Annotated in this window: 23 protein-coding genes; 9 read left to right on the top strand and 14 right to left on the bottom strand. The window is 70.9% G+C overall.

Going from position 1 to position 22,877, the window contains the following annotated elements; genetic code table 11:
- Positions 1-23: 23 nt before the first annotated feature.
- Genes QMK24_RS08225 through QMK24_RS08215 form a run of 3 tightly spaced genes read right to left on the bottom strand, consistent with a single transcriptional unit; the run spans position 24 to position 3,038 of the window.
- Positions 24-926: an ABC transporter permease gene (locus QMK24_RS08225; protein WP_283464621.1), complete on the bottom strand. Its 903-nt coding sequence runs from the start codon at positions 924-926 to the stop codon at positions 24-26.
- Positions 923-2,155, bottom strand: coding sequence for an ABC transporter ATP-binding protein (locus tag QMK24_RS08220; RefSeq protein ID WP_283464620.1), 1,233 nt, complete (start codon positions 2,153-2,155; stop codon positions 923-925). The genes QMK24_RS08225 and QMK24_RS08220 overlap by 4 nt, the downstream gene beginning before the upstream one ends.
- A 43-nt stretch (positions 2,156-2,198) precedes the next feature.
- On the bottom strand, positions 2,199-3,038 hold the full coding sequence (locus QMK24_RS08215; protein WP_283464618.1) for a hypothetical protein: 840 nt from the start codon (positions 3,036-3,038) through the stop codon (positions 2,199-2,201).
- 174 nt (positions 3,039-3,212) lie between these two features.
- On the opposite strand from QMK24_RS08215, the gene QMK24_RS08210 reads away from it, so the two are divergent.
- The gene (locus tag QMK24_RS08210; RefSeq protein WP_283464616.1) at positions 3,213-4,256 is read left to right on the top strand and encodes a hypothetical protein; all 1,044 of its coding nucleotides are present in this window, start codon (positions 3,213-3,215) and stop codon (positions 4,254-4,256) included.
- On the opposite strand, the gene QMK24_RS08205 is transcribed toward QMK24_RS08210, so the two are convergent.
- From QMK24_RS08205 to mce, 5 genes are all read right to left on the bottom strand, one after another.
- The gene (locus QMK24_RS08205; protein WP_283464615.1) at positions 4,189-4,962 is read right to left on the bottom strand and encodes a DUF2705 family protein; all 774 of its coding nucleotides are present in this window, start codon (positions 4,960-4,962) and stop codon (positions 4,189-4,191) included. The genes QMK24_RS08210 and QMK24_RS08205 overlap by 68 nt on opposite strands.
- 2 nt (positions 4,963-4,964) lie before the next feature.
- Positions 4,965-5,987 (bottom strand): ABC transporter ATP-binding protein, encoded by a 1,023-nt coding sequence (locus QMK24_RS08200; RefSeq protein WP_283464614.1) that lies wholly within the window; start codon positions 5,985-5,987, stop codon positions 4,965-4,967.
- A 101-nt stretch (positions 5,988-6,088) separates the two neighbouring features.
- Positions 6,089-7,027, bottom strand: a complete 939-nt coding sequence (locus QMK24_RS08195; RefSeq protein WP_283464613.1) for a coiled-coil domain-containing protein — start codon at positions 7,025-7,027, stop codon at positions 6,089-6,091.
- A 102-nt stretch (positions 7,028-7,129) separates the two neighbouring features.
- On the bottom strand, positions 7,130-10,681 hold the full coding sequence (gene scy, locus QMK24_RS08190) for a polarized growth protein Scy (protein ID WP_502962458.1): 3,552 nt from the start codon (positions 10,679-10,681) through the stop codon (positions 7,130-7,132).
- 176 nt (positions 10,682-10,857) lie between these two features.
- Entirely contained in the window at positions 10,858-11,286 is a 429-nt protein-coding gene (mce, locus tag QMK24_RS08185) for a methylmalonyl-CoA epimerase (RefSeq protein WP_283464612.1), read from the bottom strand.
- 167 nt (positions 11,287-11,453) lie between these two features.
- On the opposite strand from mce, the gene QMK24_RS08180 reads away from it, so the two are divergent.
- On the top strand, positions 11,454-12,629 hold the full coding sequence (locus tag QMK24_RS08180) for an acetyl-CoA C-acetyltransferase (RefSeq protein ID WP_283464637.1): 1,176 nt from the start codon (positions 11,454-11,456) through the stop codon (positions 12,627-12,629).
- A gap of 176 nt (positions 12,630-12,805) precedes the next feature.
- A complete protein-coding gene (gene meaB, locus QMK24_RS08175; protein ID WP_283464610.1) occupies positions 12,806-13,762 on the top strand; it encodes a methylmalonyl Co-A mutase-associated GTPase MeaB in 957 nt (318 codons plus the stop codon).
- A gap of 199 nt (positions 13,763-13,961) precedes the next feature.
- On the opposite strand, the gene QMK24_RS08170 is transcribed toward meaB, so the two are convergent.
- The 5 genes from QMK24_RS08170 to QMK24_RS08150 all read right to left on the bottom strand — a co-directional run bounded on the left by QMK24_RS08170 (position 13,962) and on the right by QMK24_RS08150 (position 17,469).
- Positions 13,962-14,438 carry a MarR family winged helix-turn-helix transcriptional regulator gene (locus QMK24_RS08170; protein WP_283464608.1) on the bottom strand — a complete coding sequence of 159 codons (477 nt, stop codon included), beginning with the start codon at positions 14,436-14,438 and terminating at the stop codon, positions 13,962-13,964.
- A 145-nt stretch (positions 14,439-14,583) separates the two neighbouring features.
- Complete coding sequence (locus QMK24_RS08165) at positions 14,584-15,372, bottom strand: AIM24 family protein (RefSeq protein WP_283464606.1); 789 nt, start codon at positions 15,370-15,372, stop codon at positions 14,584-14,586.
- The gene (locus QMK24_RS08160; RefSeq protein WP_283464605.1) at positions 15,369-16,019 is read right to left on the bottom strand and encodes an AIM24 family protein; all 651 of its coding nucleotides are present in this window, start codon (positions 16,017-16,019) and stop codon (positions 15,369-15,371) included. Before QMK24_RS08160 ends, QMK24_RS08165 begins: the two co-directional genes overlap by 4 nt.
- On the bottom strand, positions 16,019-16,657 hold the full coding sequence (locus QMK24_RS08155) for an AIM24 family protein (protein ID WP_283464603.1): 639 nt from the start codon (positions 16,655-16,657) through the stop codon (positions 16,019-16,021). Before QMK24_RS08155 ends, QMK24_RS08160 begins: the two co-directional genes overlap by 1 nt.
- A gap of 2 nt (positions 16,658-16,659) precedes the next feature.
- A complete protein-coding gene (locus QMK24_RS08150; protein WP_283464602.1) occupies positions 16,660-17,469 on the bottom strand; it encodes a DUF2127 domain-containing protein in 810 nt (269 codons plus the stop codon).
- Between the two features lie 238 nt (positions 17,470-17,707).
- On the opposite strand from QMK24_RS08150, the gene QMK24_RS08145 reads away from it, so the two are divergent.
- The 5 genes from QMK24_RS08145 to QMK24_RS08125 all read left to right on the top strand — a co-directional run bounded on the left by QMK24_RS08145 (position 17,708) and on the right by QMK24_RS08125 (position 20,493).
- Positions 17,708-18,049, top strand: a complete 342-nt coding sequence (locus QMK24_RS08145) for a DUF3817 domain-containing protein (protein WP_283464600.1) — start codon at positions 17,708-17,710, stop codon at positions 18,047-18,049.
- Entirely contained in the window at positions 18,046-18,339 is a 294-nt protein-coding gene (locus QMK24_RS08140; protein ID WP_283464599.1) for an MTH1187 family thiamine-binding protein, read from the top strand. Before QMK24_RS08145 ends, QMK24_RS08140 begins: the two co-directional genes overlap by 4 nt.
- A gap of 140 nt (positions 18,340-18,479) precedes the next feature.
- Positions 18,480-19,184, top strand: a complete 705-nt coding sequence (locus QMK24_RS08135; protein ID WP_283464598.1) for a hypothetical protein — start codon at positions 18,480-18,482, stop codon at positions 19,182-19,184.
- Positions 19,181-19,861: a DUF4166 domain-containing protein gene (locus QMK24_RS08130; RefSeq protein WP_283464597.1), complete on the top strand. Its 681-nt coding sequence runs from the start codon at positions 19,181-19,183 to the stop codon at positions 19,859-19,861. The genes QMK24_RS08135 and QMK24_RS08130 overlap by 4 nt, the downstream gene beginning before the upstream one ends.
- Positions 19,858-20,493, top strand: a complete 636-nt coding sequence (locus tag QMK24_RS08125) for a TetR/AcrR family transcriptional regulator (protein WP_283464596.1) — start codon at positions 19,858-19,860, stop codon at positions 20,491-20,493. The genes QMK24_RS08130 and QMK24_RS08125 overlap by 4 nt, the downstream gene beginning before the upstream one ends.
- On the opposite strand, the gene QMK24_RS08120 is transcribed toward QMK24_RS08125, so the two are convergent.
- The gene (locus tag QMK24_RS08120; protein ID WP_283464594.1) at positions 20,477-21,460 is read right to left on the bottom strand and encodes an ArsR/SmtB family transcription factor; all 984 of its coding nucleotides are present in this window, start codon (positions 21,458-21,460) and stop codon (positions 20,477-20,479) included. The two genes, QMK24_RS08125 and QMK24_RS08120, sit on opposite strands and share 17 nt — an antisense overlap.
- Positions 21,461-21,695: 235 nt before the next feature.
- Between QMK24_RS08120 and QMK24_RS08115 the strand changes: the two genes are divergently transcribed.
- The gene (locus tag QMK24_RS08115) at positions 21,696-22,832 is read left to right on the top strand and encodes an MFS transporter (protein ID WP_502962457.1); all 1,137 of its coding nucleotides are present in this window, start codon (positions 21,696-21,698) and stop codon (positions 22,830-22,832) included.
- Positions 22,833-22,877: the final 45 nt, after the last annotated feature.

Genomic DNA, 22,877 nt, shown 5'->3' with positions numbered 1-22,877 from the left:
TCCGGCCGTCGGACAGTCCAGCGTCAGACGTCGCGCTTGGCCAGTACGGCGTAGGCGCCGCCGAGCGCGATCGCGGTGATGACGGCGAGCAGGCCGAGGCCCGGCCAGCCGGTGCTCGTGCCGCCGTCCATCGGGATGCGGTACATGGACGCGAGCCCGTTGAGCGCCGAGTACTTGATGAGGAATTCGCGCAGGCTGTGCATGCTATCGGCGAACATGAAGATCGCCATGATGAACGGCAGCAGGACCACGCCCATCATGGCCGTGATCGCGCCCGCCGAGTGCCGCAGCAGGGTGCCGATCGCGAGCGAGAGCAGGCCGAGCAGCGCCACGAACAGACCGGCGCCGACGGTGGCTCCCAGCCACTGGCCGCCGTTGGCGACGACCTTGCCGGCCTCGATCGAGCTCCGCATGACGGCGTCGTCGCCGGCGCCGGACGGGGCGGTCTGGTCCGACAGAGCAGCGGAGTTGATCAGCGCAGTGATGCCGCAGGCCACGGTCGTCGTCACGAACGACAGGCCGAAGAAGACGATCACCTTGGCGGTGAGCACCCGGGAGCGGCTCGGGCAGGCGGTGAACGTCGTCCGGATCATGCCGGTGCTGTACTCGGAGGTCACCACCAGGACGCCGAGGGTGACCACCGCGAGCTGGCCGAGCATCAGCCCGAACAGGCCGCCGCTGAGCAGCGGCGCCCCGACGTAGTCGCTGCGGCTCATGGCCCAGGTCACCAGCAGACCGATACCGATGACGACGGCGAGCATCACGCTGATCGTCCACACCGTGGAGCGCACCGAGCGGATCTTCGTCCACTCGGACTTGAGCGCGTGCGCGAGCGTGGTGGTCTGCACGGGGATCGGGGAGGTGTACTGCTGCTGCGCGTATGCGTAGGGAGCGCCGGGGACAGCGCCGGGGACGGGGGCGGTCATCGGGCGTCCTCGCTGTCGGACTTGTTGAGGCTGGGAGCGGCGGGGGCCACGGCCGGGGCGGCCGGGGGCTGTGCGGGCGCGGCGGGCGCAGCGTACGCCTGGGGCGGCCCGGCGGGCTGCCGGCCGTACGGCTGGGCGTAGGGCTGAGCCGGCGGCTGGGCGTACTGCTGCGGCTGCTGCACGGGCGGCTGACCCCAGCCGGCCGGCGCCTGCTGCGGATATCCGCCCTGCTGATAGGCGCCCTGCGGCGGCTGACCCGGCTGCGCGTAGCCCTGCTGGTAGGGAGCCTGCTGCTGCAGTCCCTGGCGCATGTCCTGCGTGGAGCGGTAGTCCACCGCGCCGTTGGTCATCCGCATGTACGCCTCTTCCAGGGAGGCCTGGTGCGGCGAGAGCTCCCACAGGCGTACGTCGAGGTCGTGGGCGAGGTCGCTGATCCGCGGCAGCTCCAGGCCGGTGACGCGCAGCGCACCGTCCTGCTCGGGCTGCACCGCGCCGCCGGCCTCGCTGAGCGCCTTCGTCAGCTTCTCGCGCTGCCCGGGCTCGTCCGGAGTGCGGACCATGGCGTAGCCCGTCGAGTTGCGGGAGATGAAGTCCTTCACGCTCATGTCGGCGAGCAGCTGCCCGCGCCCGATGACGATCAGGTGGTCGGCGGTCAGTGCCATCTCGCTCATCAGGTGGCTCGACACGAACACCGTGCGGCCCTCGGACGCGAGCTGGCGCATCAGGTTGCGCACCCAGAGGATGCCCTCGGGGTCGAGGCCGTTCACCGGTTCGTCGAAGAGCAGCACCTCGGGGTCGCCGAGCAGGGCACCGGCTATGCCGAGCCGCTGGCCCATACCGAGGGAGAAGCCCTTGGAGCGCCGCGAGGCGACGTCCTGCAGTCCGACGACGCCCAGCACCTCGTCCACCCGGCGGGCCGGGATACCGGACAGCTGCGCCAGGCACAGCAGGTGCTGCCGTGCGCTGCGGCCGCCGTGCACGGCCTTGGCGTCGAGGAGCGCGCCGACTCTGCGGGGGGCGTTGGTCAGCTGCCGGTAGGGCTGGCCACCGATCGTCACCTGGCCGGCCGAAGGGGCGTCCAGGCCCAGGATCATCCGCATCGTGGTGGACTTCCCGGAGCCGTTCGGACCGAGGAAGCCGGTCACGGTTCCCGGTCGGACCTGGAACGACAGGTTGTACACAGCCGTCTTCGCGCCGTAGCGCTTGGTGAGGCCCACTGCCTCGATCATGCTTGCCCCTCGCCTTCAACCGGGGCGCGTGCCCCCGTGAGGTTTAGGAGGTTACAGGGGCAGGATCGGTTCCAGCAGGGGCGTGGTTCAGCAGCTCCTTCTGGCGCAGCACCCAGCCCTCCTCGGCGAACACCCGGGTGCCGGCCGCGCGCAGCCGCGGGTCGGCTCCGGCCCGGGTGATCCAGGTCTCCGGATCGGGCCCGAACATCTCGCGCAGCCGCTCGGACGAGGCCAGCAGCCCGGACAGCAGGGAGCGTTGCTCCTGTGCGGGACGGGGCGCCCCGTCGGGGGTGGCGAGCACTCCGTTGACGTTGATGTAGAGGTACGCGGAAGGCAGCTGTTCGCCCGACGGCAGCGTCATGGCGTGCTCGTCGCCGTCGATCAGGATCCGCCGGTAGTCGGGGATCTCGGTGGCGTCGACGGCTGCCAGCTGGGCCGGGTCGAGCCAGGTCACCACGAGCACCGACTCGGTCGCCGGGTCGAGGTACGGGGAGGCCGCCACGTATCCCGCCGGGCTGATGTGCCCCGAGACACCGACCCCGATCCCGCCGACCCGTACCGGCACCATCGGCACCACGGCCGGCAGCCCCAGCCGGGTGAGCTTGTGACTGACCTGTCCCGGCGAGGCGTTGGAGCCCACCGCGAGGACCGGGACCCGGTGGTCCACCGTGGGCTGCCCGATCTCGGCCAGCAGTTTGTCCAGCGTGATCCGCCCGCCGTCGATGACAGGCCAGGCCCCCGGTCGGTCGTCCAGCGGTTCCAGCCTCAGCAGTTCATCCCCGTGGAGCAGGGCGGACTCGGCCACCGGCCGCCCGGGGTAGATGAGCGGTTGCGTGGCAGCGACTTCGGCGAGACCCAGCGCCTTGAGGCTTCGGTCCTTCACGTCAAGCGCCTTCCCTGGACGATGCGTTGACCCGGCAAGCCTTCCACAGGTAGGTGTACCCCTACTCACGGGCGTGATGACGTTCGCTCGAAAGGTGTCCGAAACAAGGGGGAGGGTGGGCCGGTGCGCGGCTTATCGGATCGGAACAGACGGCATCCGCGGTTCAAGGTGTCGGTGCGGTGGTGGATCGCGGAGCAGTCGGCGGTGCGGCTGCTGATGCTGTCGCTGGGGATCCTGGTGCCGGTGGCGGTGCTCATCGCCGTCGGCCAGGCACTCACGCTGCGGTCACCGGAGAGCCTCGGCCATCGGATGGCCGACGCCCACGCCCTGGTGAACGGCTCGCTGGAGGCGCTGCGGGCCGTCGTCGGCACGGACAATCTGCGGGTGCAGGAGGGCAATACGGCACACGAGGCGCTGTCCTCGCTGGCCTCGGTGCTCGGGGCGATCGTCCCCGCGACGGCGGTCGGTGTGGTCTTCGTCCGGATGTTCTCGGTGCGGCCCTTCGAATGGCGGCCGAAGGCGGCGGTCTGCCTCGCGAGCGAGTGCGACTTCCCCGCCTATGCCCGGAGCCACGCCGGTGACCGGGACGCGATGCTGACGGTGCGCTTCTACAACCGGCTGCACAACATGGTCATCGTGGACCTGCGGTGCCGGATCTATCTGCGCTTCCTCGCCCCGTCGGTGGACGGTTCGCCCGTGTTCCACAAGGTCGCCCTGCGGCAGCTCAACGGCCGTGGGGTGGTCGACGAGGAGCGGCTGTGGCCGTCACTGGAGCGGGGAGCGCCGTTCACCGTGTGGATTCCGCTGGACGCCCCGGTGGACGCGCTGCCGATCACCCGGATCCAGGGCATCGATGTGGCGGGCCTCGACGGGGTGCGGATCCTCGTCCGGCTGACCGCGCAGGTCATCGGGCTCGGGACGCAGATCGTCGACGAGAAGTGGTTCGACCCGGCGGACGGCGAGGTCGAACTGGGCCGTTTCGTGCCGGTGGTGCCGGACGCGGCCACCGACGTACGGGACTGGGCGGGGTGGGAGGGCTTCGAGGACACCCGGGACATCGGGGCGCCCGCGCCGGGCCCTGCGCCGGGCCCAGCGCCCGGCCCCAACCCCGCGCCCGCTCCAGCGCCCGTCCCGCCGCCCCGCCCGCCGCTTATGCGTCTCGCCGTTTCAAAACCAGGTATCCGCCGAGCAGTGCGGCAACGACCCACACCGCCATGATGCCCAGCCCGGCCCAGGGGCCGTATGGGGCGTCGTTGTTGGCCGGCTGCACCACCTGCATGATCTTCTGGCCCGCCTGGTCCGGCAGGTACTTGCCGAACTTCTTCACGACCGGGGCATTGCCCAGAATGATGGAGATGAGGAAGAAGAACGGCATGAGGATGCCGAGCGAGAGCATCGGGCTGCGGAACATCATGGACACGCCGGCCGAGAACAGCACCATCATCGTCATGTAGATGCCCGCGCCGAAGACGGCGCGCAGCACGCCCGGTGAGTCGATCGTCGTGCTGTGGTCACCCAGCAGCGCCTGCCCCACGAAGAAGCAGATGAAGCTGGTCGCCATGCCGACGATGAACGCCAGGCCCGTGGTGATCACCATCTTCGCGAAGAAGAACAGGCCGCGCTGGGGTACCGCGGCGAGCGAGGCCCGGATCATTCCGGTGCTGTACTCGCTCGTCACGACCAGCACGCCGAAGACGATCAGCGCGAGCTGGCCCAGCCACAGGCCGGAGAAGCTCAGGTTGGTCGGGTCGAACGTGGCCCGGTCCTGGGCGCTGAGGGTGTCCCACTGACTGTTGGTGATCAGGGCGAAGAGCCCGCTGATCACCAGCGTGACGAGCAGGGCGGCGATGAGGGTCCACACCGTGGAGCGGACCGTCTTGATCTTGGTCCACTCCGACTGGAGGACCGCGCTGGGTGACGCCATGATCAGGACTCCTTTCCGGTACGGGCGGCCTTGCCGGCGCCTTCGGTCCAGCCGGCGCCCCACTGCGGTGCGGCTGGGGCATCCGGGCCGGGAAGCACGGCCTCCGGGCCGGGAGACAGGGTCCCGCCCGCGTGGTACTCCACCGAATCCGCGGTGAGCTGCATGAACGCCTCCTCCAAGGAGGCCAGCTGCGGGCTCAGCTCGTGCAGGACCAGCTGGTGCCGGGCGGCCAGTTCACCGATCCGCGCCGGGTCGCCGTCCTGGATCTCGAAGGCGCCGTCCAGGGTGGTCACCGAGGTGATGCTCGCGGCGGCCAGGGCGTCGCGCAGCTTTTCCGGGTCGGGGGTCCTGACCCGTACGTAGGAGCGGGAGTTCTTCTCGATGAAGTCGGCCATCGAGGTGTCCGCCATCAGCTTGCCGCGCCCGATGACGATGAGGTGCTCGGCCGTCAGCGCCATCTCGCTCATCAGATGGCTGGAGACGAAGACGGTGCGTCCCCGGGCGGCCAGCTCCTTCATCAGGTTGCGGATCCAGTGGATGCCCTCGGGGTCGAGCCCGTTGACCGGCTCGTCGAACATCAGGATCTCGGGGTCGCCGAGCAGCGCGGCCGCGATGCCGAGCCGCTGCCCCATGCCGAGCGAGAAGCCCTTGGAACGCTTGTCGGCGACCGAGGTCAGGCCCACGGCCTCCAGCACCTCGTCGACCCGGCTGACGGGGATGCGGTTGGACTGGGCCAGGCACAGCAGATGGTTGTACGCGGTGCGGCCGCCGTGGATGGCCTTGGCCTCGAGGAGGGCGCCGATGTACTTCAGCGGCTCGCTCAGATCCCGGTAGTGCTTGCCGTCGATGAGGACGCTGCCCCCGGTCGGGCTGTCCAGATCGAGCATCATCCGCATGGTCGTGGACTTGCCCGCGCCGTTCGGTCCGAGGAAGCCGGTCACCACGCCGGGGCGCACGGTGAACGTCAGGTCGTCGACCGCGGTCTTGTCCCCGTACCGCTTCGTGAGCCCCTGCAGTTCAATCATTCACCCAACGTAACGGCCCGGCCGGCCGGCCGTCACGCCAAAAACCCCCATCCGAGGAGGACAGGGGCTTTTGGTGATACGGGATCAGCGGGTGCGGATCGTCACCGGCTCTGCTGCGCCGGGACGCCGCGCGAGATCGGCTCCTCGTCGGCGGGGACGGTGGCCGCGGCCACCGCCGCGCCGGTCAGCGTGGCCAGCATCTCGCGGACGTTGGTCAGCTGAGCGTTGATGCTGTCGCGGCGGTTGGTGAGCGCCGCCAGCTCGCGCTCGGACTCGCTGCGGATCCGGTCGGCCTTGGCGTTCGCGTCCGCGACGATGTCCTCGGACTGGCGCTGGGCCGTCTCCACCGTCTGGCGGGCGCGGCGCTCGGCGTCGGTACGGAGCTTCTCGGCCTCGAGGCGGAGCTGCTCGGCGCGGTGCTCGATCTCCGCCAGGCGCTTCTCGGCCTTGGCCTGACGCGAAGCCAGGTCACGCTCGGACTGCTCGCGGCGCTTGGCCAGGTTCGTCTCGAAGTCGGCCGCGGCCTGGGCGGCCTTGGCGCGGGTCTCCTCGAAGAGGGCGTCCGCCTCCTCGCGCTTGGTCTGGGCGTCCTTCTGGGCCTCGCCACGCAGCTGCGTGGAGTCGGACTTCGCCTTGTCGACGATCCGGGCGCCCTCGTCCTCGGCCTTGGACTTGCGGTCCGCGGCGAAGGTCTCGGCGTCGTTGCGCACCTGGTTGGCGGCGGACTCCGCCAACTCGCGGTGCTGCTCGGCGGCGCGGCGGGCCTCCTCACGAAGGTCCTTCGCCTCCTCCTCGGCGAGGCGGAGGATCTTCTCGACGCGGGCACCGAGGCCGGCGTACGACGGCTCCGCGTCGTTGACCTGGGCCTGTGCGTTCTGGGTCTCGAGGTGTAGCTCCTCGATGCGCTTCTCCAGCGCGGTGATCCGGGTCAGGGCGCTATCGCGGTCGGCGACGAGCTTGGTGATGCGGTCGTCCACCTGACCGCGGTCGTATCCGCGCCGAACAAGTTCGAAGCCGAAGGGGGAGGAGGTGTCACTCATGGGGTTCCTGTCAATTCAGACCGGTGAGGTGATAGAGGGAATCCTAGGGGTCCGGACGGCGTGTCACCGAGCCATTGCCTATTAGGTATGCAGAATGTCCGCTCAATCGAGTGGAGCATCGTCGTTGCGCTTGCCCCCCGAACGAGTGGTCCCGGCCCCCGCGCCGGCGGTCACCGTGTTCTTCGCGGCGCCGGGGGTCTCGAATGACTCCAACGCCTCCAGGACGTCCTGGACACGGGAGATCTCGGCATTGATGTCCTGTCGGCGGCGCACCAGAATCTCCAACTCGCGCTTGCCCTCGGACACCGTACGCTCGGCTTCGGCCCGGGCCTCCCCCTTGACCCGCTCCGCCTCGCGCTCCGTGTCGATCTTCTTCTGCTCGGCTTCCTTGAGCAGGCCTTCGGCCTTCTTCACGGCGGCGATCCGTACCTTGCTCGCCTCCGCCGAGGCCGTGGACTTGAGCTCGTTGGCCTTCTCCTCGGCCTCGGTGAGCTGCTCGGTGGCGGCCGCGACCAGCTTGTCGACGCGTTCGCCGGCCGTCCGCATCTGGTCGGAGGACTCCTTGCGGGCCCTTTCGTGCAGCTCCTCGACCTCGGACTCGACGCGGCGGCGCAGCTCTTCGGTGCGCTCTCTTATCGACGTGGCGTCCTGACGCGCCTCGCCCAGCAGGGTGTCCGCGTCCGTGCGGGCCCGCTCGACCAGGCCGTTGCACTCCAACGTCGCCTCGGCGAAGATCCGTTCCGCCTCGGAGCGGGCCGCGCCGACCATGGTGTCGGACTGCTCCTCGGCGGTCGCACCGATCCGTACCGCCTCGGCCTGGGCCTGGGCGATCAGTTCATCGGCCTGCTCGGCGGCTTCGCTGCGGCGGCGGTTGGCGGCCTCGCGCGCCTCGTCGCGGATCCGGTCCGCCTCCGCGCGTGTCGCCTCCGCCTCCCGCTCGGCGGTGTCCAGCGCGTCCTTGGCGAGGATACCGAGCCGCTCGGCCTCCTCACGGGCCTTGGTGATCAGCTGGTCGGCCTGGCCGGCGGCCTCGGTACGGCGGCGGTTGGCGTCGTCACGCGACTCCGTCCGCAGCCGCTCGGACTCCTCGATCGCCTCGGATACGGTCCGCTCCGCCAGTGACTTGGCGGCGTCCGTCTCCGCCTTGGCGTCGCGGCGGATCCGGGAGGCGTCCTCGGCGGCGCGCTCACGCTCGGAGTTCGCGTCCGCGTGCAGCCGGTCGGCCTCGCCCTGAGCCTCGGTACGCAGCCGGCCGGCGGCGTGCTCGGCGGCGGACCGCAGCCCGGTGATCTCCTCGTCGGCCTGCTGGTGGAGATGCGCGACGGCGTCGCGTACCTGCTGGGCGGTCTGTTCGGCGGCGCCGACCAGTTCGGTGGAGCGCGACTCGGCCTCGGCGACCAGCCGGTCGGCCTCGAGACCGGCCTCCTGGACGCGGGTACGGGCCGACGCGAGCAGCTCCTCGCTCTCGCGGCGGGCCAGTGCCCGTTCCTGCTCGGCCTCGCCGCGCGCGGCTTCCAGCAGCTCCTCGGCCTCGCGGCGGCGGCGGACCGCCTCCTCCTGGGCGGCGGCCAGCGCCTCGGCGGCCTCGGTCGCGATCCGCTCGGCGGCCGCGGCCGCCTCCGCGCGCAGCCGGTCCGTGGTCTCCTGCGCCTCGGTGCGCAGCTGCTCGGCCTCGGTCGCGGCGTCGGTACGCAGCCGCACCGCGATCGACTCGGCCTCGGCGCGGGTCTGGGACGCGTCGGCGGCGGCCTCGTCGCGCAGCCGTACCGTTTCGGCCTCGGCCTGCTCCTGCAGGGCCCTGACCCGCTCGGCGGTCTCGTTCCGCAGCCGTTCGGCCTCGTCGGCGGCCTCGCGGCGCAGCCGTTCGGCCTCGCCGCGGGCGTCGCGCAGCGCCTGCTCGGCGGTGATGACGCGTTGTTCGGCCTCGTCGCGCAGCCGGATCAGATCCGCCTCGGCGTCGGCGCGCAGCCGCAGCACGGACTGCTCCGCCTCGGCGCGCTGCCGCAGTACCTCCGCCTCGGCGTCGTCCTTGACCTGCGTTGCCTGCTGCTCGGCCTCGCCGCGCAGCGCCTCGGCCTCGGCGCGGGCCCGCTCCAGGGCCTCCTCGGCCTTCTTGTTCAGCGCGGAGGCCCGCTCCACGGAGTCGGCCCGAACCCGGTCGGACTCGCCGGCCGCGCCCTGGCGCATCTCGTCGCCGTCCGCCTTCGCCTTGGCCAGCAGGCCCTCGGCGGTCCTGGCCGCCTCCTCGATCTGCTGGACGGCCTCGCGGCGTGCCTCGCCGCGGATCCGCTCGCCCTCGGCGACCGCGTCTGCCCGCAGCTGCTCGGCCTCGCCGCGCAGCCTGCGGGCCTCCTCCTGCAGCTCGACGGTCTTGGCCCGGTACTCCTCGGTGTCGTCCTGCGCGGCGCCCCGCAGCTCCTGTGCGGACGCCTCGGCCTGGCCGCGCAGCCGCTCCGCCTCCGCCTCGGCCTCGCCGCGGATGCGTTCGGCCTCCTCGCCGGCCGCCCTGGTGGTGGACTGGGCGTCCTGGGACGCCTTCGTCAGCACCTCCTCGGCGCTCCTGGCGGCCTGGGCGAGCTGGGCCGCGGCGTCCTCGGCCGCGGCGGAACGTGCCTTCTCCTGGGCCTCGGCGCGGACCCGCTCCGCCTCGGCGATCGCATCGGCGCGGACCTGCTCGGCCTCGGCCTTGGCGGCCTCCGCCTCCTTCGTCGCCTCCGTCACCATGCGGGCGATCTCGGCGCGGGCGGTACGGGTGCGCTGCTCGTTCTCCGACTCGGCGGTGGACAGCCGCTTGGAGGCGGCCGCATTGGCCTCCTCGCGCAGCCGGTCGGCCTCCGCGCGGGCCTCGCGCAGCGACTCGTCGGCCTCGCGCAGCCGCTCCTGGGTGAGCCGGGTCAGCTCGGTGGCCTCCTGGCGGGCCGCGTCGGACTCGCTGAGGGTGGACGTACGCAGCTGATCGGCCTGGCTGGTGGCCTCCTGCGCCTGGTTGGAGGCGGCGTTGAGCAGCCGCTCCGCGTCGGTGCGGGCCCGCCGCAGCAGCTGTTCGGCCTCGGCCTTCGCGGACTCCGAGTCGGCGGTGAGCCGCTCGCGGGCCTGCTCGGCGATCCGGGTCGCCTCGGTGCGGGCGGCGGCGAGCGCCGCCTCGGTCTCGGCGCGGGTCTCGTCCAGCAGCCGGCGGGCCTGCGACTCGCTGCGGGCCCGCAGCTGTTCGGCCCAGGCCACGTTCTCGTTGACGTGGGTCTCGACGGTGGTCCGGCGGTCGGCCAGCTCCTCGTCGAGCTGACGGCGCCGGGCGACGGCCTCGGCGTGCCATTCGGCCTCGAACCGGGACTGCCGCTCGGCCTGTTCCTGCAGAAGGCGCTGGGTGGCGGCCCGCGCCTCGCGCAGCTCGCGCTCCGCGTCCGTCCGCAGCTGGTCCGCCTGGATCTGGGCGTTGCGCAGCAGCTGGTCGGCCTGGTGCCCGATGTTGTCGTAGGCGGGGCGGGAGGCGAGATTACGGCGTGCTTCGTGCAGTTTGGCGCGCAAAACCTCGACCTGGTAACCCAGGTCGTCGGCATGCTCGACGGCCTTGCCCCGCTCGGTGCGAAGCCGCTCCATCTCGGCCTCGAACAGCGAGAGGTGATCGTCGGCCTCGTAGCGGTCGTTGCCCCGCACTCCGCGGTCCCATCCGTCCCCTGGCGTTCTCACCCGCCAACCGGGTGAGACTCTCCGGAGCCCTGTTTGAGCAGAGCCTTATGGAGAAGTGTGTCTGATCCACGCCGTGAAGCGGGCCGGTACCCCACGCCCACCCCGGTCGGCCCGGCCACTCTACCGGGCTACGGGGGCTGCGGTCAGTGGTCCTTGGCCGCCGTGACCAGCTCGGTGAGGACACCATGGCAGTCCTTGGGGTGCAGGAACGTGATCCGTGACCCCATGGAGCCGGTCCGCGGCTCCTCGTAGAGCACCCGGACGCCCTTGCCCGCGATGTCGGCGGCGTCGCCGTCCACGTCCGCGGTGCCGAAGGCGATGTGGTGGACGCCCTCGCCGTTCTTGGCCAGCCACTTGCCGACCGCGGAGTCCTCGCGGGTCGGTTCCAGCAGCTGGAGGTAGGAGGCGCCGCCGTCGGAGGTCTCGTTGATCTTCAGCATGGCCTCCCGGACACCCTGCTCCTCGTTCACCTCGGAGTGGTAGACCTCGAAGCCGTACGTGGCGCGGTAGAACTCGACGGTGGTGTCGAGATCGAAGCACGCGATACCGATGTGGTCGATGCGAGTCAGCATGGGAACAGTGCACCGCTACCGGACCCGGTAACGCAACGTGCGCGCGATCACACGTTCCGCCCGATGACCGCACGCTTACCGCTCAGTACATTGACGGTAACCCTCGTTAACTTCCTCCTTTCCTCAGCCGAAGGGGCCGCACCATGACCAGCCAGCCACGAACGTCCGTGATCGTCGCAGGTGCCAGAACCCCCATGGGACGACTGCTGGGATCCCTGCGATCCTTCAGCGGCGCAGACCTGGGGGGTGTCGCGATCAAGGCGGCGCTGGACCGCGCGGGTATCGGTGGCGACCAGGTGCAGTACGTGATCATGGGACAGGTGCTGCAGGCCGGCACCGGCCAGATCCCGGCCCGCCAGGCCGCCGTCAAGGGCGGTATTCCGATGAGCGTCCCGGCGCTGACGATCAACAAGGTCTGTCTTTCGGGCCTTGACGCCATCGCGCTCGCCGACCAGCTGATCCGCGCCGGCGAGTTCGACATCGTCGTCGCAGGCGGCCAGGAGTCGATGACCAACGCCCCGCACCTGCTGCCGAAGTCCCGCGAGGGCTTCAAGTACGGCGCGATCGAGATGCTCGACTCCATGGCGTACGACGGTCTCACCGACTCCTTCGAGAACATCCCGATGGGGGAGTCGACCGAGAAGCACAACACCCGGCTCGGCATCGGGCGTGCGGCCCAGGACGAGATCGCGGCCCTGTCCCACCAGCGGGCCGCCGCCGCACAGAAGAACGGCCTGTTCGAGGCCGAGATCACGCCCGTGGAGATCCCGCAGCGCAAGGGCGAGCCGGTGATCTTCAGCAAGGACGAGGGCATCCGCGCCGAAACCACCACCGAGACGCTCGGCAAGCTCCGTCCCGCTTTCGCCAAGGACGGCACGATCACGGCCGGCACGTCCTCGCAGATCTCCGACGGCGCCGCCGCGGTGGTCGTCATGAGCAAGGCGAAGGCCGAGGAACTGGGCCTGGAGTGGATCGCCGAGATCGGCGCGCACGGCAATGTGGCGGGCCCGGACAACTCGCTGCAGTCGCAGCCGTCCAACGCCATTGCGCATGCGCTGGCCAAGGACGGTCTGACCGTGCAGGATCTGGATCTGATCGAGATCAACGAGGCGTTCGCGGCGGTCGCCGTGCAGTCGATGAAGGACCTCGGCGTGACACCTGAAAAGGTGAACGTCAACGGTGGCGCGATCGCCCTGGGTCACCCGATCGGGATGTCCGGTGCACGGGTCGTCCTGCATCTCGCACTGGAACTGAAGCGCCGCGGCGGCGGAACGGGCGCCGCGGCACTCTGCGGCGGCGGCGGCCAGGGCGACGCCCTGATCATCCGGGTGCCGGGCAAGTAGCCACACACTCGCGTGCCGAGGTTTTGACGGCAGACACTGACAGCTCCTGAGTCGAAGGGGCGCGTCGCTGTCGAAAGGGAGAACGCGCGGAGGTCCCGAGGAGGGACCGAGCACGATCGACCGTCGACAGCGGCAGCAGCGCCCCGGAGGCGAACCGAGCCCTAAAAGAAAGAGGCGTGATGGACGTCCCCACCCTGGTCGCGCAGGCGCGGGAGGGCCGGCCGCGGGCCGTGGCCCGGCTGATCTCGCTGGTGGAGGGGGCGTCCCCGCAGCTGCGTGAGGTGATGGCCGCGCTCGCGCCGCTGTCCGGCGGCGCGTACGTGGTCGGTCTGACGGGTTCGCCGGGCGTCGGCAAGTCCACCTCGACGTCCGCTCTGGTCACCGCGTACCGCAAGCGCGGCAAGCGGGTCGGGGTGCTGGCGGTGGACCCGTCCTCGCCGTTCTCCGGCGGCGCGCTGCTCGGTGACCGCGTGCGGATGTCCGAGCACGCCTCCGATCCCGGCGTCTACATCCGGTCCATGGCCACCCGGGGCCACCTCGGGGGCCTCGCCTGGTCCGCTCCGCAGGCGATCCGGGTGCTCGACGCGGCCGGCTGCGAGGTGATCCTCGTCGAGACGGTCGGCGTCGGGCAGTCCGAGGTGGAGATCGCCGCCCAGGCGGACACCTGCGTGGTGCTGCTCGCGCCCGGCATGGGCGACGGGATCCAGGCCGCCAAGGCCGGAATCCTGGAGATCGGCGATGTCTACGTGGTCAACAAGGCCGACCGCGACGGCGCCGATTCCACCGCGCGCGAGCTGAACCACATGCTCGGGCTGGGCGAATCACGGGGACCGGGGGACTGGCGTCCGCCGATCGTCAAGACGGTCGCCTTCCGCGGTGAGGGCATCGACGAGGTCGTCGAGGCCCTGGAGAAGCACCACGCCTGGATGGAGGAGCACGGCGTCCTCGCTGAGCGCCGTCGCCGCCGTGCCGCCAACGAGGTCGAGAACATCGCCGTCACCGCGCTGCGTGAGCGGATCGGCGATCTGCACGGCGACCGGCGGCTCGACGCCCTCGCCGAGCGGATCATGGCCGGCGAGCTGGACCCGTACGGCGCGGCCGACGAGCTCATCGCGAGCGTAACCCAGGCTTAGGGCCTGACCCCCACACGGGCATCCGGCCGAAGGGGCACGGGTCCGCAGGGGTGGGGGTTCGAAATGCTGCCGAGCTATTTGTGGGCCGCAAGGCCCGTAAAGAGGCGATTTCGAACCGCCGCCCCGGAGGGCCCGGCCCCCGACCCCACCAGCCAGCAACCCGGAACGGGCAAGCTCCAGCAACCCGGAACGGGCAAGCTCACGCCCCGCCGCGCTCCGAGCGCAAGTGCTCGGCGATCGGCAGGAGTGCCTTGTGCAGGGCCGCGAGGTCATCGGCGGGCAGCAGCCCGATGAAGTTCTCGCGGACCGACGCCACATGATGGGGCGCGACCTCGCGCATCGTGTCCCAGCCGAACTCCGTGAGCACGGCGTACAGCCCGCGCCGGTCGGATTCGCAGTTCTCCCGGCGGACGAGGCCGGTGGTCTCCATCCGGGTGATCTGGTGCGAGAGCCGGCTCTTGGACTGCAGGGTGGCGCGTGCGAGGTCGCTCATCCGCATGCGCCGGTCGTCGGACTCCGAGAGATTGACCAGAATCTCGTAATCGTTGTTGGTCAGGCCGAACGGCTGCAGATCACGTTCCAGCTGGTGCATCAGCAGTCGGCTGACGTCGAGGTGGGTGCGCCAGGCGCGCTGTTCGTCCTCGGTGAGCCACTTGGTGCCGTTCTGAGTCTCCATGAGGTGAATTCTACAGGTAGTTGAAAATCGGATTAACTTGCCCCGTAGTCATCCGGTCACAGGCCGAAGCGGCACAGGCCGAAGCGGCACAGGCCGAAGCGGCACAGGCCGAAGCGGTACAGCCGAAATGCCACGGGCAGCCACGTCACAGGCCGAAGCGTCGCTGGAGATCGCCCAGCTGTCCCGGCAGCCGTGGCACCTGTCCCTGCTGGCCCGGTCCCTGGCCGGCGCCCGGCACGCCGGGTCCCGCCGAGGCCGGGACACCGCCCGTGGCCTGCTCCGCCATGAGCACCTCGGTGGACTGCAGCAGCACCTGACCTGCGCCGACGAACTCGAACTGGTGCTCCTCGCCCGAGGTCCCGCCGATCCCGGTGAGCGCCCGCAGGCCGCCCAGAACGCCGCGCATATAGCCGTGGTCGTAGTGGTGGCAGGGGGACGGGCAGTCCGCCCAGCCGACCAGCGCCTGCGGATCCACCCGGATCGGCGGCTCGACGAAGTGCACCGCCCCGTTCGAGGCGGCGACGAACTTGCCGGTCCCGATCAGGGTGAGGAAGCCGGGGATGATCGACTGCTTGAGCGCCAGACCCGGCTGGAAGGCCAGCAGGTTGCCGGAGCGGATGGTGAGGTTGCCGTCCTCCAGGTCGAACGAGTTCACGTCGTACGCCCGGTCCGCGAGCAGCAGCTTGCCCTGGCCCTCGGCGACCACCCAGTCCGCGGCGTGCATCGGGGAGTGGAAATTGGCCGCTACCAGCCGGTCGAGCCGGCCGTGGCCGATGCCGTGGAAGTCGATCTGCCCGTAATAGGCGATCATCTTCCCCTTCTGCAGGAACCACTGGCCCTTGAGTTCGACGCTGAACGCGTACGGGTTGACGTTGTCGTCGACCGGGAGGGTGTTCGGGTCGTGGATCACCGGTCCACCGGGCTGACTGCTCACAGCTTGTCCTCCGACGCCTGTACGTACACCGTGCCCTGGCCCGACAGTTCCAGCTGGAACGCCTCGCCCGAGCCCCGTCCCACCATGTCCCGCCAGCCCAGCGCCGTGGACAGCTTGTTGCGTACGTCGCCGCGGTGGGCGACGTACGCCTGCGGGTCGACGTGCACGGGGCCCTGCTGGGTGATCGGCAGCTCGATGACGCCGCCGTGCGCCATGACGGCGACCGAGCCCTTGCCCTGCAGGGTGGTCGTGAAGAGTCCCTGGCCGGTGACCTGGCCGCGGATGACGCCCATCACACCGCCCTGCGAGCCCATGAACATCGTGGACTGCTGCAGGGTGCCGTCGAAGGCCAGCAGCCGGTCCGCCTCGACGTAGAGCGTCTCGCCGCTCAGGTCGATGGTGTGGATGTGGTGGCCGCCGTGCCCGAACATCACCGAGCCGTGCCCCTCGACGGTCATCAGCGGCGTCGCCTCGTTGGCGACCCGCCGTCCGATCATCGAGGCGATCCCGCCCTGGCCGCCCTGGATGTTCGGGGTGAAGGAGACCTCACCCCGGTACGCGAGCATCGCGCCGCGCTGGCTGAACAGCCGCTGCCCGGGGAGGATCTGCGCCTCGACCATCTTTGAATTGATCTTGGTGAACGGCATCAGAGCTGTCCCCCGATCGTGTTGCGCTCGCTGGGCTGCACGTAGACCAGCCCCTCGCCCTCGAAACGGATCTGGAAGCTCTCCCCGGACCCCTCGCCCAGCACCGTCCGCCAGCTGATGCCGGTCTGGAAGTGCTGCTGCAGATTGCCGGTGTGCGCGATGTACGCGCCGGGGTCGACCTGCAGCGGCATGCCGGACGAGACGCGGAGCACGATCGCCGGTCCGTCCGAGGTGATCGCGGCCTGGCCGACGCCCTCGACGGTCGTGGTGAACAGGCCGTTGCCCTGGCTCGCGCCGCGCAGGCCGGTGAACGTGGTGCCGGTGCGCAGCCCGGTGTCGGTCGCCAGCAGGTTGCTGGCCTCGACGTACAGCTTCTCGCCGTTCAGCCGGACCAGGTTGATCTCACTCGCACGGTCGGCGAAAAAGCACGTGCCGTGCCCCTTCACCTCCATGACCTCCATCGATTCGCCGGTGAGCCGGCGGGTCACCATGCCGCGGATTCCCTCGCCGCCCCCGGACATCTTCTTGAACGTCATCTGGCCGTCGTAGGCGACCATCGCGCCGTTCTTCGCCTTGACGGCGTCGCCGGTCATCTCCACGGCGAGTACTTTGCTGCCCTGCAGTCGGAAACTGGCCACGGTCAGACGCTATCCGTCCGCACGGGAGACGTCACCGGAATCGGACGAACCGGCTCTTCCCCGGCCGCCACCTCGACCTCCAGCAGCGACGCGCCGCGCCTCTCGGCCTCGAACGCCTCGACGCCGCCGCGCAGCCCGAAGAGCCGCTTGGACAGCAGGATGTAGAGGACCGCCAGAACGTTGAGCGTCAGCGTGGCGATCTTGACCCAGCTGATCTTGTCGGTCAGCTCGTAGATCTCCAGCGGCAGGAAGGCGGCGGTCGCGACGACCGTCAGATACTCCGCCCAGCGCTTGCCCCACCACAGCCCGAACGCCTCGATGATCTCGATGAGCGCGTACACGAGCAGCGCGATGGCGACGATCACCAGCGTCGAATGCTTGTAGTCGAAGGTCTTGCGGATGGTGTCCACGACCGGGGAGTGCTCGAGGTCGTAGTGGAAGTGCTTGGCGACGGGGCCGAAGACCGAGAGCTGGTCCTCGAAGAGCTTGCGGACGGAGTCCTGGGAGTTGCTGAACTTCCACACCGCCCAGGCGGCGAGCACGATGAAGACCCCGCGCACCAGCCGCTCGGCCGCCAGGAACCGCAGGATGAACAGATCGCGCAGCGCCCGCCCGCGCGGCACCTCGGGTGCCTGGTCGGCGGGGCCGGAGCCGTGCGGCTCGCCGAGCGCGAAGTCACCGCAGCGCAGGCAGCGCCAGACCTCGCCGACGGGCGTGGTGGCGTGCAGCCGCTCCCGCAGATGGCGCTCGTCCGGCGCGTAGGTGATGTGACCCCGGCGCGAGCAGTGGCGCCGGTCCCAGTCGAACTTCATCGGTACCGTTCCCCCGTGGGTGTCGTGGTGTGCGGATGGGTGCGCGGATGGGTGTGCGGGTGGGTGTGCGGGTGGTGCGCGTCGTGCTTCGTCGCGTGCGGGCTCCGTGGAGGGGGACGCTATCGCCCCCCGTCCGGTTCTTGACCCCCGGGGGCGGGCCCGGGGGGCGGGGCGGCGATAATGGACAGGCCTTGTGATCACGTTCACAAGAACCGCCCCCGTCGATGATGAGGAATCCGTGGACATCAAGACCGCCTCCGCCCTGCGCCGGCTCCGCCTGGTCTCCGCCCCCGAGGCGGTCTCCTTCCTGCTTCTGCTGGTCTGCTCGATCCTCAAGCGCGCCACCGACTTCGATGCCGTCCCGGTGATGGGCATGGTCCACGGGGTGCTGTTCATCCTCTACGTCGTCCTGTGGGCCTTCGCCTGGAACCGCGCCCGGTGGACGCTCGGCCGTGCCGCCCTCTACGGCGTCCTGTCCGTGCTGCCCACCGGCGGTTTCTTCGCCGAGCGCATGCTGCGCCGCGAGGCCGAGTCCGAGGTCATCGCCGCCCGCGCCCGCCAGGAAGGCGCCACCGCATGATCGTCGCCTTCTCGGTCTCCCCGCTGGGCGTCGGCGAGGACGTGGGCGAGTACGTCGCCGACGCCGTCCGCGTGGTGCGGGAGTCCGGTCTCCCCAACCGCACCGACGCGATGTTCACCTCGATCGAGGGTGAGTGGGACGAGGTGATGGACGTCGTCAAGCGCGCGGTCGCCGCCGTCGAGGCACGCGCCCCGCGCGTCTCCCTGGTCCTGAAGGCCGACATCCGGCCGGGCGTGACGGACGGGATGACGTCGAAGGTCGAGACCGTCGAGCGGTATCTCGCCCCCTGACGAGCCGCCGTCCGAGGCGCTGCCTCCGCAGAGCCGCCGAGATCTCCCTCCCAACCCCTTGAGCGACTGCTCAAATCATCGTACGGTGACGGCGTTGAGCAGTCGCTCAAACGTGTGCCGGTACGCCCGAGGGGGCTTCTGTGGGGATCTATGTCGAGACGCGCGTCCGCGCCGACCTGGACGAGCTCTGGGACCGCACCCAGCTCCCCGACCAGCACCGGCGCTGGGATCTGCGCTTCACCGACATCGACTATCTGCCGGCCGAGCGGGGCCGGCCGCAGCGCTTCCGCTACGCCACGCGCCTGCTGCCCGGCCTCGTCATCGCCGGCACCGGAGTCGCCGCGGGGGAACGGCACCGCCCGGACGGCACCCGCACATCCGCGCTGCGCTTCTCGTCTCCGCATCCGCTCTCGCTCCTCGCCGAGGGCAGCGGTTACTGGCGCTATGTGCCCGACACCGCCGACGGCGGTGGGATCCGCTTCCTGACCGGCTACGACTACGTGCCGCGCTGGGGACGCTTCGGCCGCGTCGCCGACCGGCTGCTGTTCCGCCCGCTCATGGGGTGGGCGACCGCGTGGTCCTTCGACCGGCTGCGGCTGTGGTGCGAACGCGGGATCAGCCCGGCGCGGTCGCTGCTGAACGCGCTGGCCGAGGCCGCGGTCCGGGTGCTCGCCGTCCTGGCGGCGGGATACGCGAGCCCGGTCGCCGCCGCGGCCCTGGCGATCGCCGCGCTCTTCGTACCGCCACTGCCCGGCACACCGTCGGCACGGCGCTGTCTGCGCCGCCCGCCCGGCCGGGCGGCCGCCGCCCAGCCCGCCCTGCTCACCGAACTGGAACCGTCATGACGTCGATCTTCCAACGCGTCCTCGGCGCCGACTTCGACCGGCTGCACCCGCGGATCCAGCGGCGCTTCAGCGTGGGTCTCGACAGCGGCGAGGCGTGCGTCGGGCGCGGCACCATGGACCGGGTCTGGCACGGCCCCCGTTTCGTACGGCCGTTCCTGGCGCTCGGCGGCAGCCGCAACATCCTCGTGCCGCAGACCGGTACGGACATCCCGTTCACGATCGAGAACTTCCCCTACGCGGACTCCTTCGGCCGCGAGACCGTCACCTTTGTCCGTACCTTCACCTTCCCCGGCCGCACCCGGCGGTTCGACGCCACCATGATCCACAGCCCGGAACGGAACTGCGTGGTCGACTACCTCGGCACTCACCAGCACCTCGCCACCGACCTGCACTTCACGGTGGACGCCGGGGGCGCGCTCGTCATCCGCTCCGGCGACCACCGGTTCCGCGAGGGTCCTGCCGACTTCCGGGTGCCGGAACTGATCGCCGGGGACGCGGTGGTACGCGAGTCCTACGACGACGCGGCCGGGCGGTTCCGGATCGAGGTGAACGTCAGCAACCGGCGGTTCGGCCCGCTCTTCGGCTACGAGGGCTCCTTCGAGGCCGAGTTCGTGGACGTGGCGGAGCGCGGGGTGCGCGCGGGGCTTCGCCCGGTGCGCGAGGAGGCACGGGTATGAGCGACACCCGTACCAAACTGCTCGCCGGAGCGCTCCGCACCCTCGCCGAGCACGGCATCGCGGGCGCCTCCGCCCGGACCATCGCGGCCGCCGCGGGTGTCAACCAGTCGCTGGTCTTCTACCACTTCGGCAGTGTCGACGAACTGCTCGCCGCGGCCTGCCGGCACGGCGCCGAGCAGCGGGTGGCGCTCTACCGGGACCGGCTGGCGGCGGTCGGCACGCTCGGCGAACTCCTGGAGCTGGGCCGGCAACTGCACACCGAGGAGCACGCGCACGGCAATGTGGCGGTCCTCGCGCAGCTGCTCGCCGGGGCGCAGAGCGATCCCGGGCTGGCTCCCGCGACCGCCGACGGGCTCGGGCTGTGGGTGGCGGAGATCGAACAGGTGCTGGGCCGGGTGCTGGCCGGCACCCCGCTCGCGGAGTTCGTCGACCCCGGCGGGCTGGCGCGCGCGGTCGCCGCGGCCTTCGTCGGTCTTGAGCTGTACGAGGGCGTGGACCGGGCGGGTACCGAGCGCGCCCTGGCGGCCCTGGAGCAACTCGCCGCCCTGGTCGGGGTGCTGGACGGCCTCGGCCCCGTCGCCCAGCGCGCGGTCCGCGCCCGGCTGCGGCGCGGCGCTACGCCCCGCCCGTAGCGAGGGTGATGCCGAGCGGGGTCCGTTCGTACAGCACCCGGTGGCCGTAGCGGTGCGAGGTGAGCAGGCCCGCGTCGCGCAGTACGGACAGATGGGCGGAGACCGAGGACAGCGCCAGGTCGTGGCGGCGGGCGAGCGCGCTGGTGGTCGCGGGGGAGTCGAGATGGGTGAGGATCGCCGCGCGGTTGGCGCCCAGCAGCCGGATCAGCGGTTCCTCGGGTGTGGGGCCCGGCACGGTCCACAAGGTGGCGGTGCCGCGCGCCGGATAGACCAGCGTGGCCTGCCAGGGAGGGTCGAAGCCGCTCACCACGTCCGGCCGGACGAAGACGCTGGGCACCAGCAGCAACCCGTCGCCTCCCAGCATCCTGACGTGGTCGGCCCTGCGGTCCACCGTGAGGGTGCCGGCCGACCAGCTCACCTTCGGATGCAGATCGGCGAAGAGCCGTTCCGGGCCGCCGTCGGCCAGCCGGCGTGAGTGGAAGGCGACATCGGCCTCCAGCACGGCGCGCATCCCCGGCCAGAACGGGGCGAGGAGGGTGTCCCAGACCCGGGCCATCAGCTCGGCGAGCTCATGAACGGTCCGCGCCGGGTCGTCGAGCAGGGCCCGGCCCTGAGCTGTGCCGGCCGCGCCCGGGGTCTCGGCCAGAGCTCTGGCCAGGTCCTCCCGGGCCACGGCCGGGTCGGTGCCGCGGACCCGCGCGAGTTCCTCGTCGATCGTGGCGAAGATCCCGTCGGGCGGCGGGCACAGGAAGTCCGGATTGTGGCCGCGCCGCGGCATCACCAGCTGGAACGGGCTGAGATCGAGCCCGCGGGCGACGGCCCGGATCTGGCGCAGCCAGGGCAGATGGTAGCCCTGGCGCGCGGGTGTCCTGAGGGTTCTGATGGCCTCCTGGGTCTCCCAGAGCGGAGAGATCGCGAACCGGGAGGACAGCAGGTCGTCCGCCAGGAAGTGCATGTGGAACGGCATGACGTCTCCCAAGTTTCGGATTCAGCCGAAAGAGTAGAAGCCGCGTCCCGATGTCCGCCAGGCTGCGTCCATGACAACGGAAAACTCAGACTCGGGGCTTCAGAAAAGTGACGAGCCGACATGTGACGGGACAGCGGGGGAGACGGCCGATCCCGTCAAGCCGCAGCCTGTCGGATATCGCACGGTGTTCGCGGTCCGTGAGTTCCGGCCGATCTTCGCCGCGCACATTCTGTCCATGTTCGGCAGTTTCTTCGCCGAGGTCTCGCTGGCGGTCCTGGTCTTCCAGCGCACCGGATCCCCGTTGCTGACCTCTTTGATCTTCGCGCTCGGCATGCTGCCCTACGCGCTCAGCGGGGTTCTGCTCTCCGGGGTCGCCGACCGGTACCCGGCCCGCCGGGTGCTCGTCACCTGCGACCTGCTGTGCGCGGCCTGCGTCGCGGTGCTGGCGCTGCCCTTGACCCCGCTCGCGCTGCTGTTCGTGCTGCGGGCCGTACTGGCGATGATCACGCCGCTCTTCCAGGGAACGCGAGCCGCGAGCCTCGCGGACATCCTGGAGGGCGACGTCTACGTCCTGGGGCGCTCGCTGCTCAGGATCATCTCGCAGAGCGCGCAGATCATCGGATTCGGGATCGGCGGCCTGGTGCTGGTGGTGCTGTCGCCACGGGCCGCGCTGACGGTGGGCGTGGGGACGTTCCTCTGCTCGGCCGCGCTGCTGCGGCTGGGCACCACGAACCGGCCCGCGCGGATCACCGGCACCGGCTCGATGATGCGGCAGTCGCTGCGCGGCGCCCGCCAGCTGCTGAGCCACCCCAGGATCCGGGCGCTGCTGCTGTGGTGGTGGGTGCCGCCGATGTTCTTCGCGGTGGCCGAGGGGCTGGCGACGCCCTTCGCGGCCGCGGCCGGCGCCGGTTCCGCCGGGGTCGGACTGATGCTGGCGGCGATGCCGGCCGGAACGGTGGCCAGCGAGCTGGCGGCCGGCACGCTGCTCTCACCGGCCGCGCGCACCTGGATCGCGATGCCGCTCGCGGGCGTGGCCCTGGTGCCGATGGCGCTGTTCGCCTGCCATCCCTCGCTGCCGGTGGCCATCGTCATCATGCTGGTGGTGGGGCTGTGCTCGGCCTACGCGCTCGGCATGGACAAATGGTTCGTCGAGGCCGTGCCGGAGGAGATGCGCGGCCAGGCCATGTCGCTGCTGGGCGCGGGCATGATGACCCTTCAGGGCCTCGGCATGGCGGTCGGCGGCGCGATCGCGGAGGTGGTGCCTCCGTATGCCGTGATCTCGGGGGCCGGGATCCTCGGCACGGTGAGCACCCTGCTGGTGCTGCGGTCCGTGGCGGCCACCGGCCGCGGCGGCGCCGCCGCGGCGGTCTGAGACCGGACGCCGCCGAGGCCGGTCGACGCGCGTCAACACGCGCGT

The organism is Streptomyces sp. PH10-H1, assembly GCF_030063355.1.
GTDB lineage: Bacteria > Actinomycetota > Actinomycetes > Streptomycetales > Streptomycetaceae > Actinacidiphila.
This window is presented reverse-complemented; position numbering and strand designations above follow the sequence as displayed.

Coding starts and splice junctions, on each gene's coding strand:
- QMK24_RS08225 (WP_283464621.1), bottom strand. CDS start 926: ATGACCGCCCCCGTCCCCGGCGCTGTCCCCGGCGCTCCCTACGCATAC.
- QMK24_RS08220 (WP_283464620.1), bottom strand. CDS start 2,155: ATGATCGAGGCAGTGGGCCTCACCAAGCGCTACGGCGCGAAGACGGCT.
- QMK24_RS08205 (WP_283464615.1), bottom strand. CDS start 4,962: ATGGCGTCACCCAGCGCGGTCCTCCAGTCGGAGTGGACCAAGATCAAG.
- QMK24_RS08200 (WP_283464614.1), bottom strand. CDS start 5,987: ATGATTGAACTGCAGGGGCTCACGAAGCGGTACGGGGACAAGACCGCG.
- QMK24_RS08195 (WP_283464613.1), bottom strand. CDS start 7,027: ATGAGTGACACCTCCTCCCCCTTCGGCTTCGAACTTGTTCGGCGCGGA.
- mce (WP_283464612.1), bottom strand. CDS start 11,286: ATGCTGACTCGCATCGACCACATCGGTATCGCGTGCTTCGATCTCGAC.
- QMK24_RS08170 (WP_283464608.1), bottom strand. CDS start 14,438: ATGGAGACTCAGAACGGCACCAAGTGGCTCACCGAGGACGAACAGCGC.
- QMK24_RS08160 (WP_283464605.1), bottom strand. CDS start 16,019: ATGCCGTTCACCAAGATCAATTCAAAGATGGTCGAGGCGCAGATCCTC.
- QMK24_RS08150 (WP_283464602.1), bottom strand. CDS start 17,469: ATGAAGTTCGACTGGGACCGGCGCCACTGCTCGCGCCGGGGTCACATC.
- QMK24_RS08140 (WP_283464599.1), top strand. CDS start 18,046: ATGATCGTCGCCTTCTCGGTCTCCCCGCTGGGCGTCGGCGAGGACGTG.
- QMK24_RS08130 (WP_283464597.1), top strand. CDS start 19,181: ATGACGTCGATCTTCCAACGCGTCCTCGGCGCCGACTTCGACCGGCTG.
- QMK24_RS08125 (WP_283464596.1), top strand. CDS start 19,858: ATGAGCGACACCCGTACCAAACTGCTCGCCGGAGCGCTCCGCACCCTC.
- QMK24_RS08120 (WP_283464594.1), bottom strand. CDS start 21,460: ATGCCGTTCCACATGCACTTCCTGGCGGACGACCTGCTGTCCTCCCGG.
- QMK24_RS08115 (WP_502962457.1), top strand. CDS start 21,696: ATGTTCGGCAGTTTCTTCGCCGAGGTCTCGCTGGCGGTCCTGGTCTTC.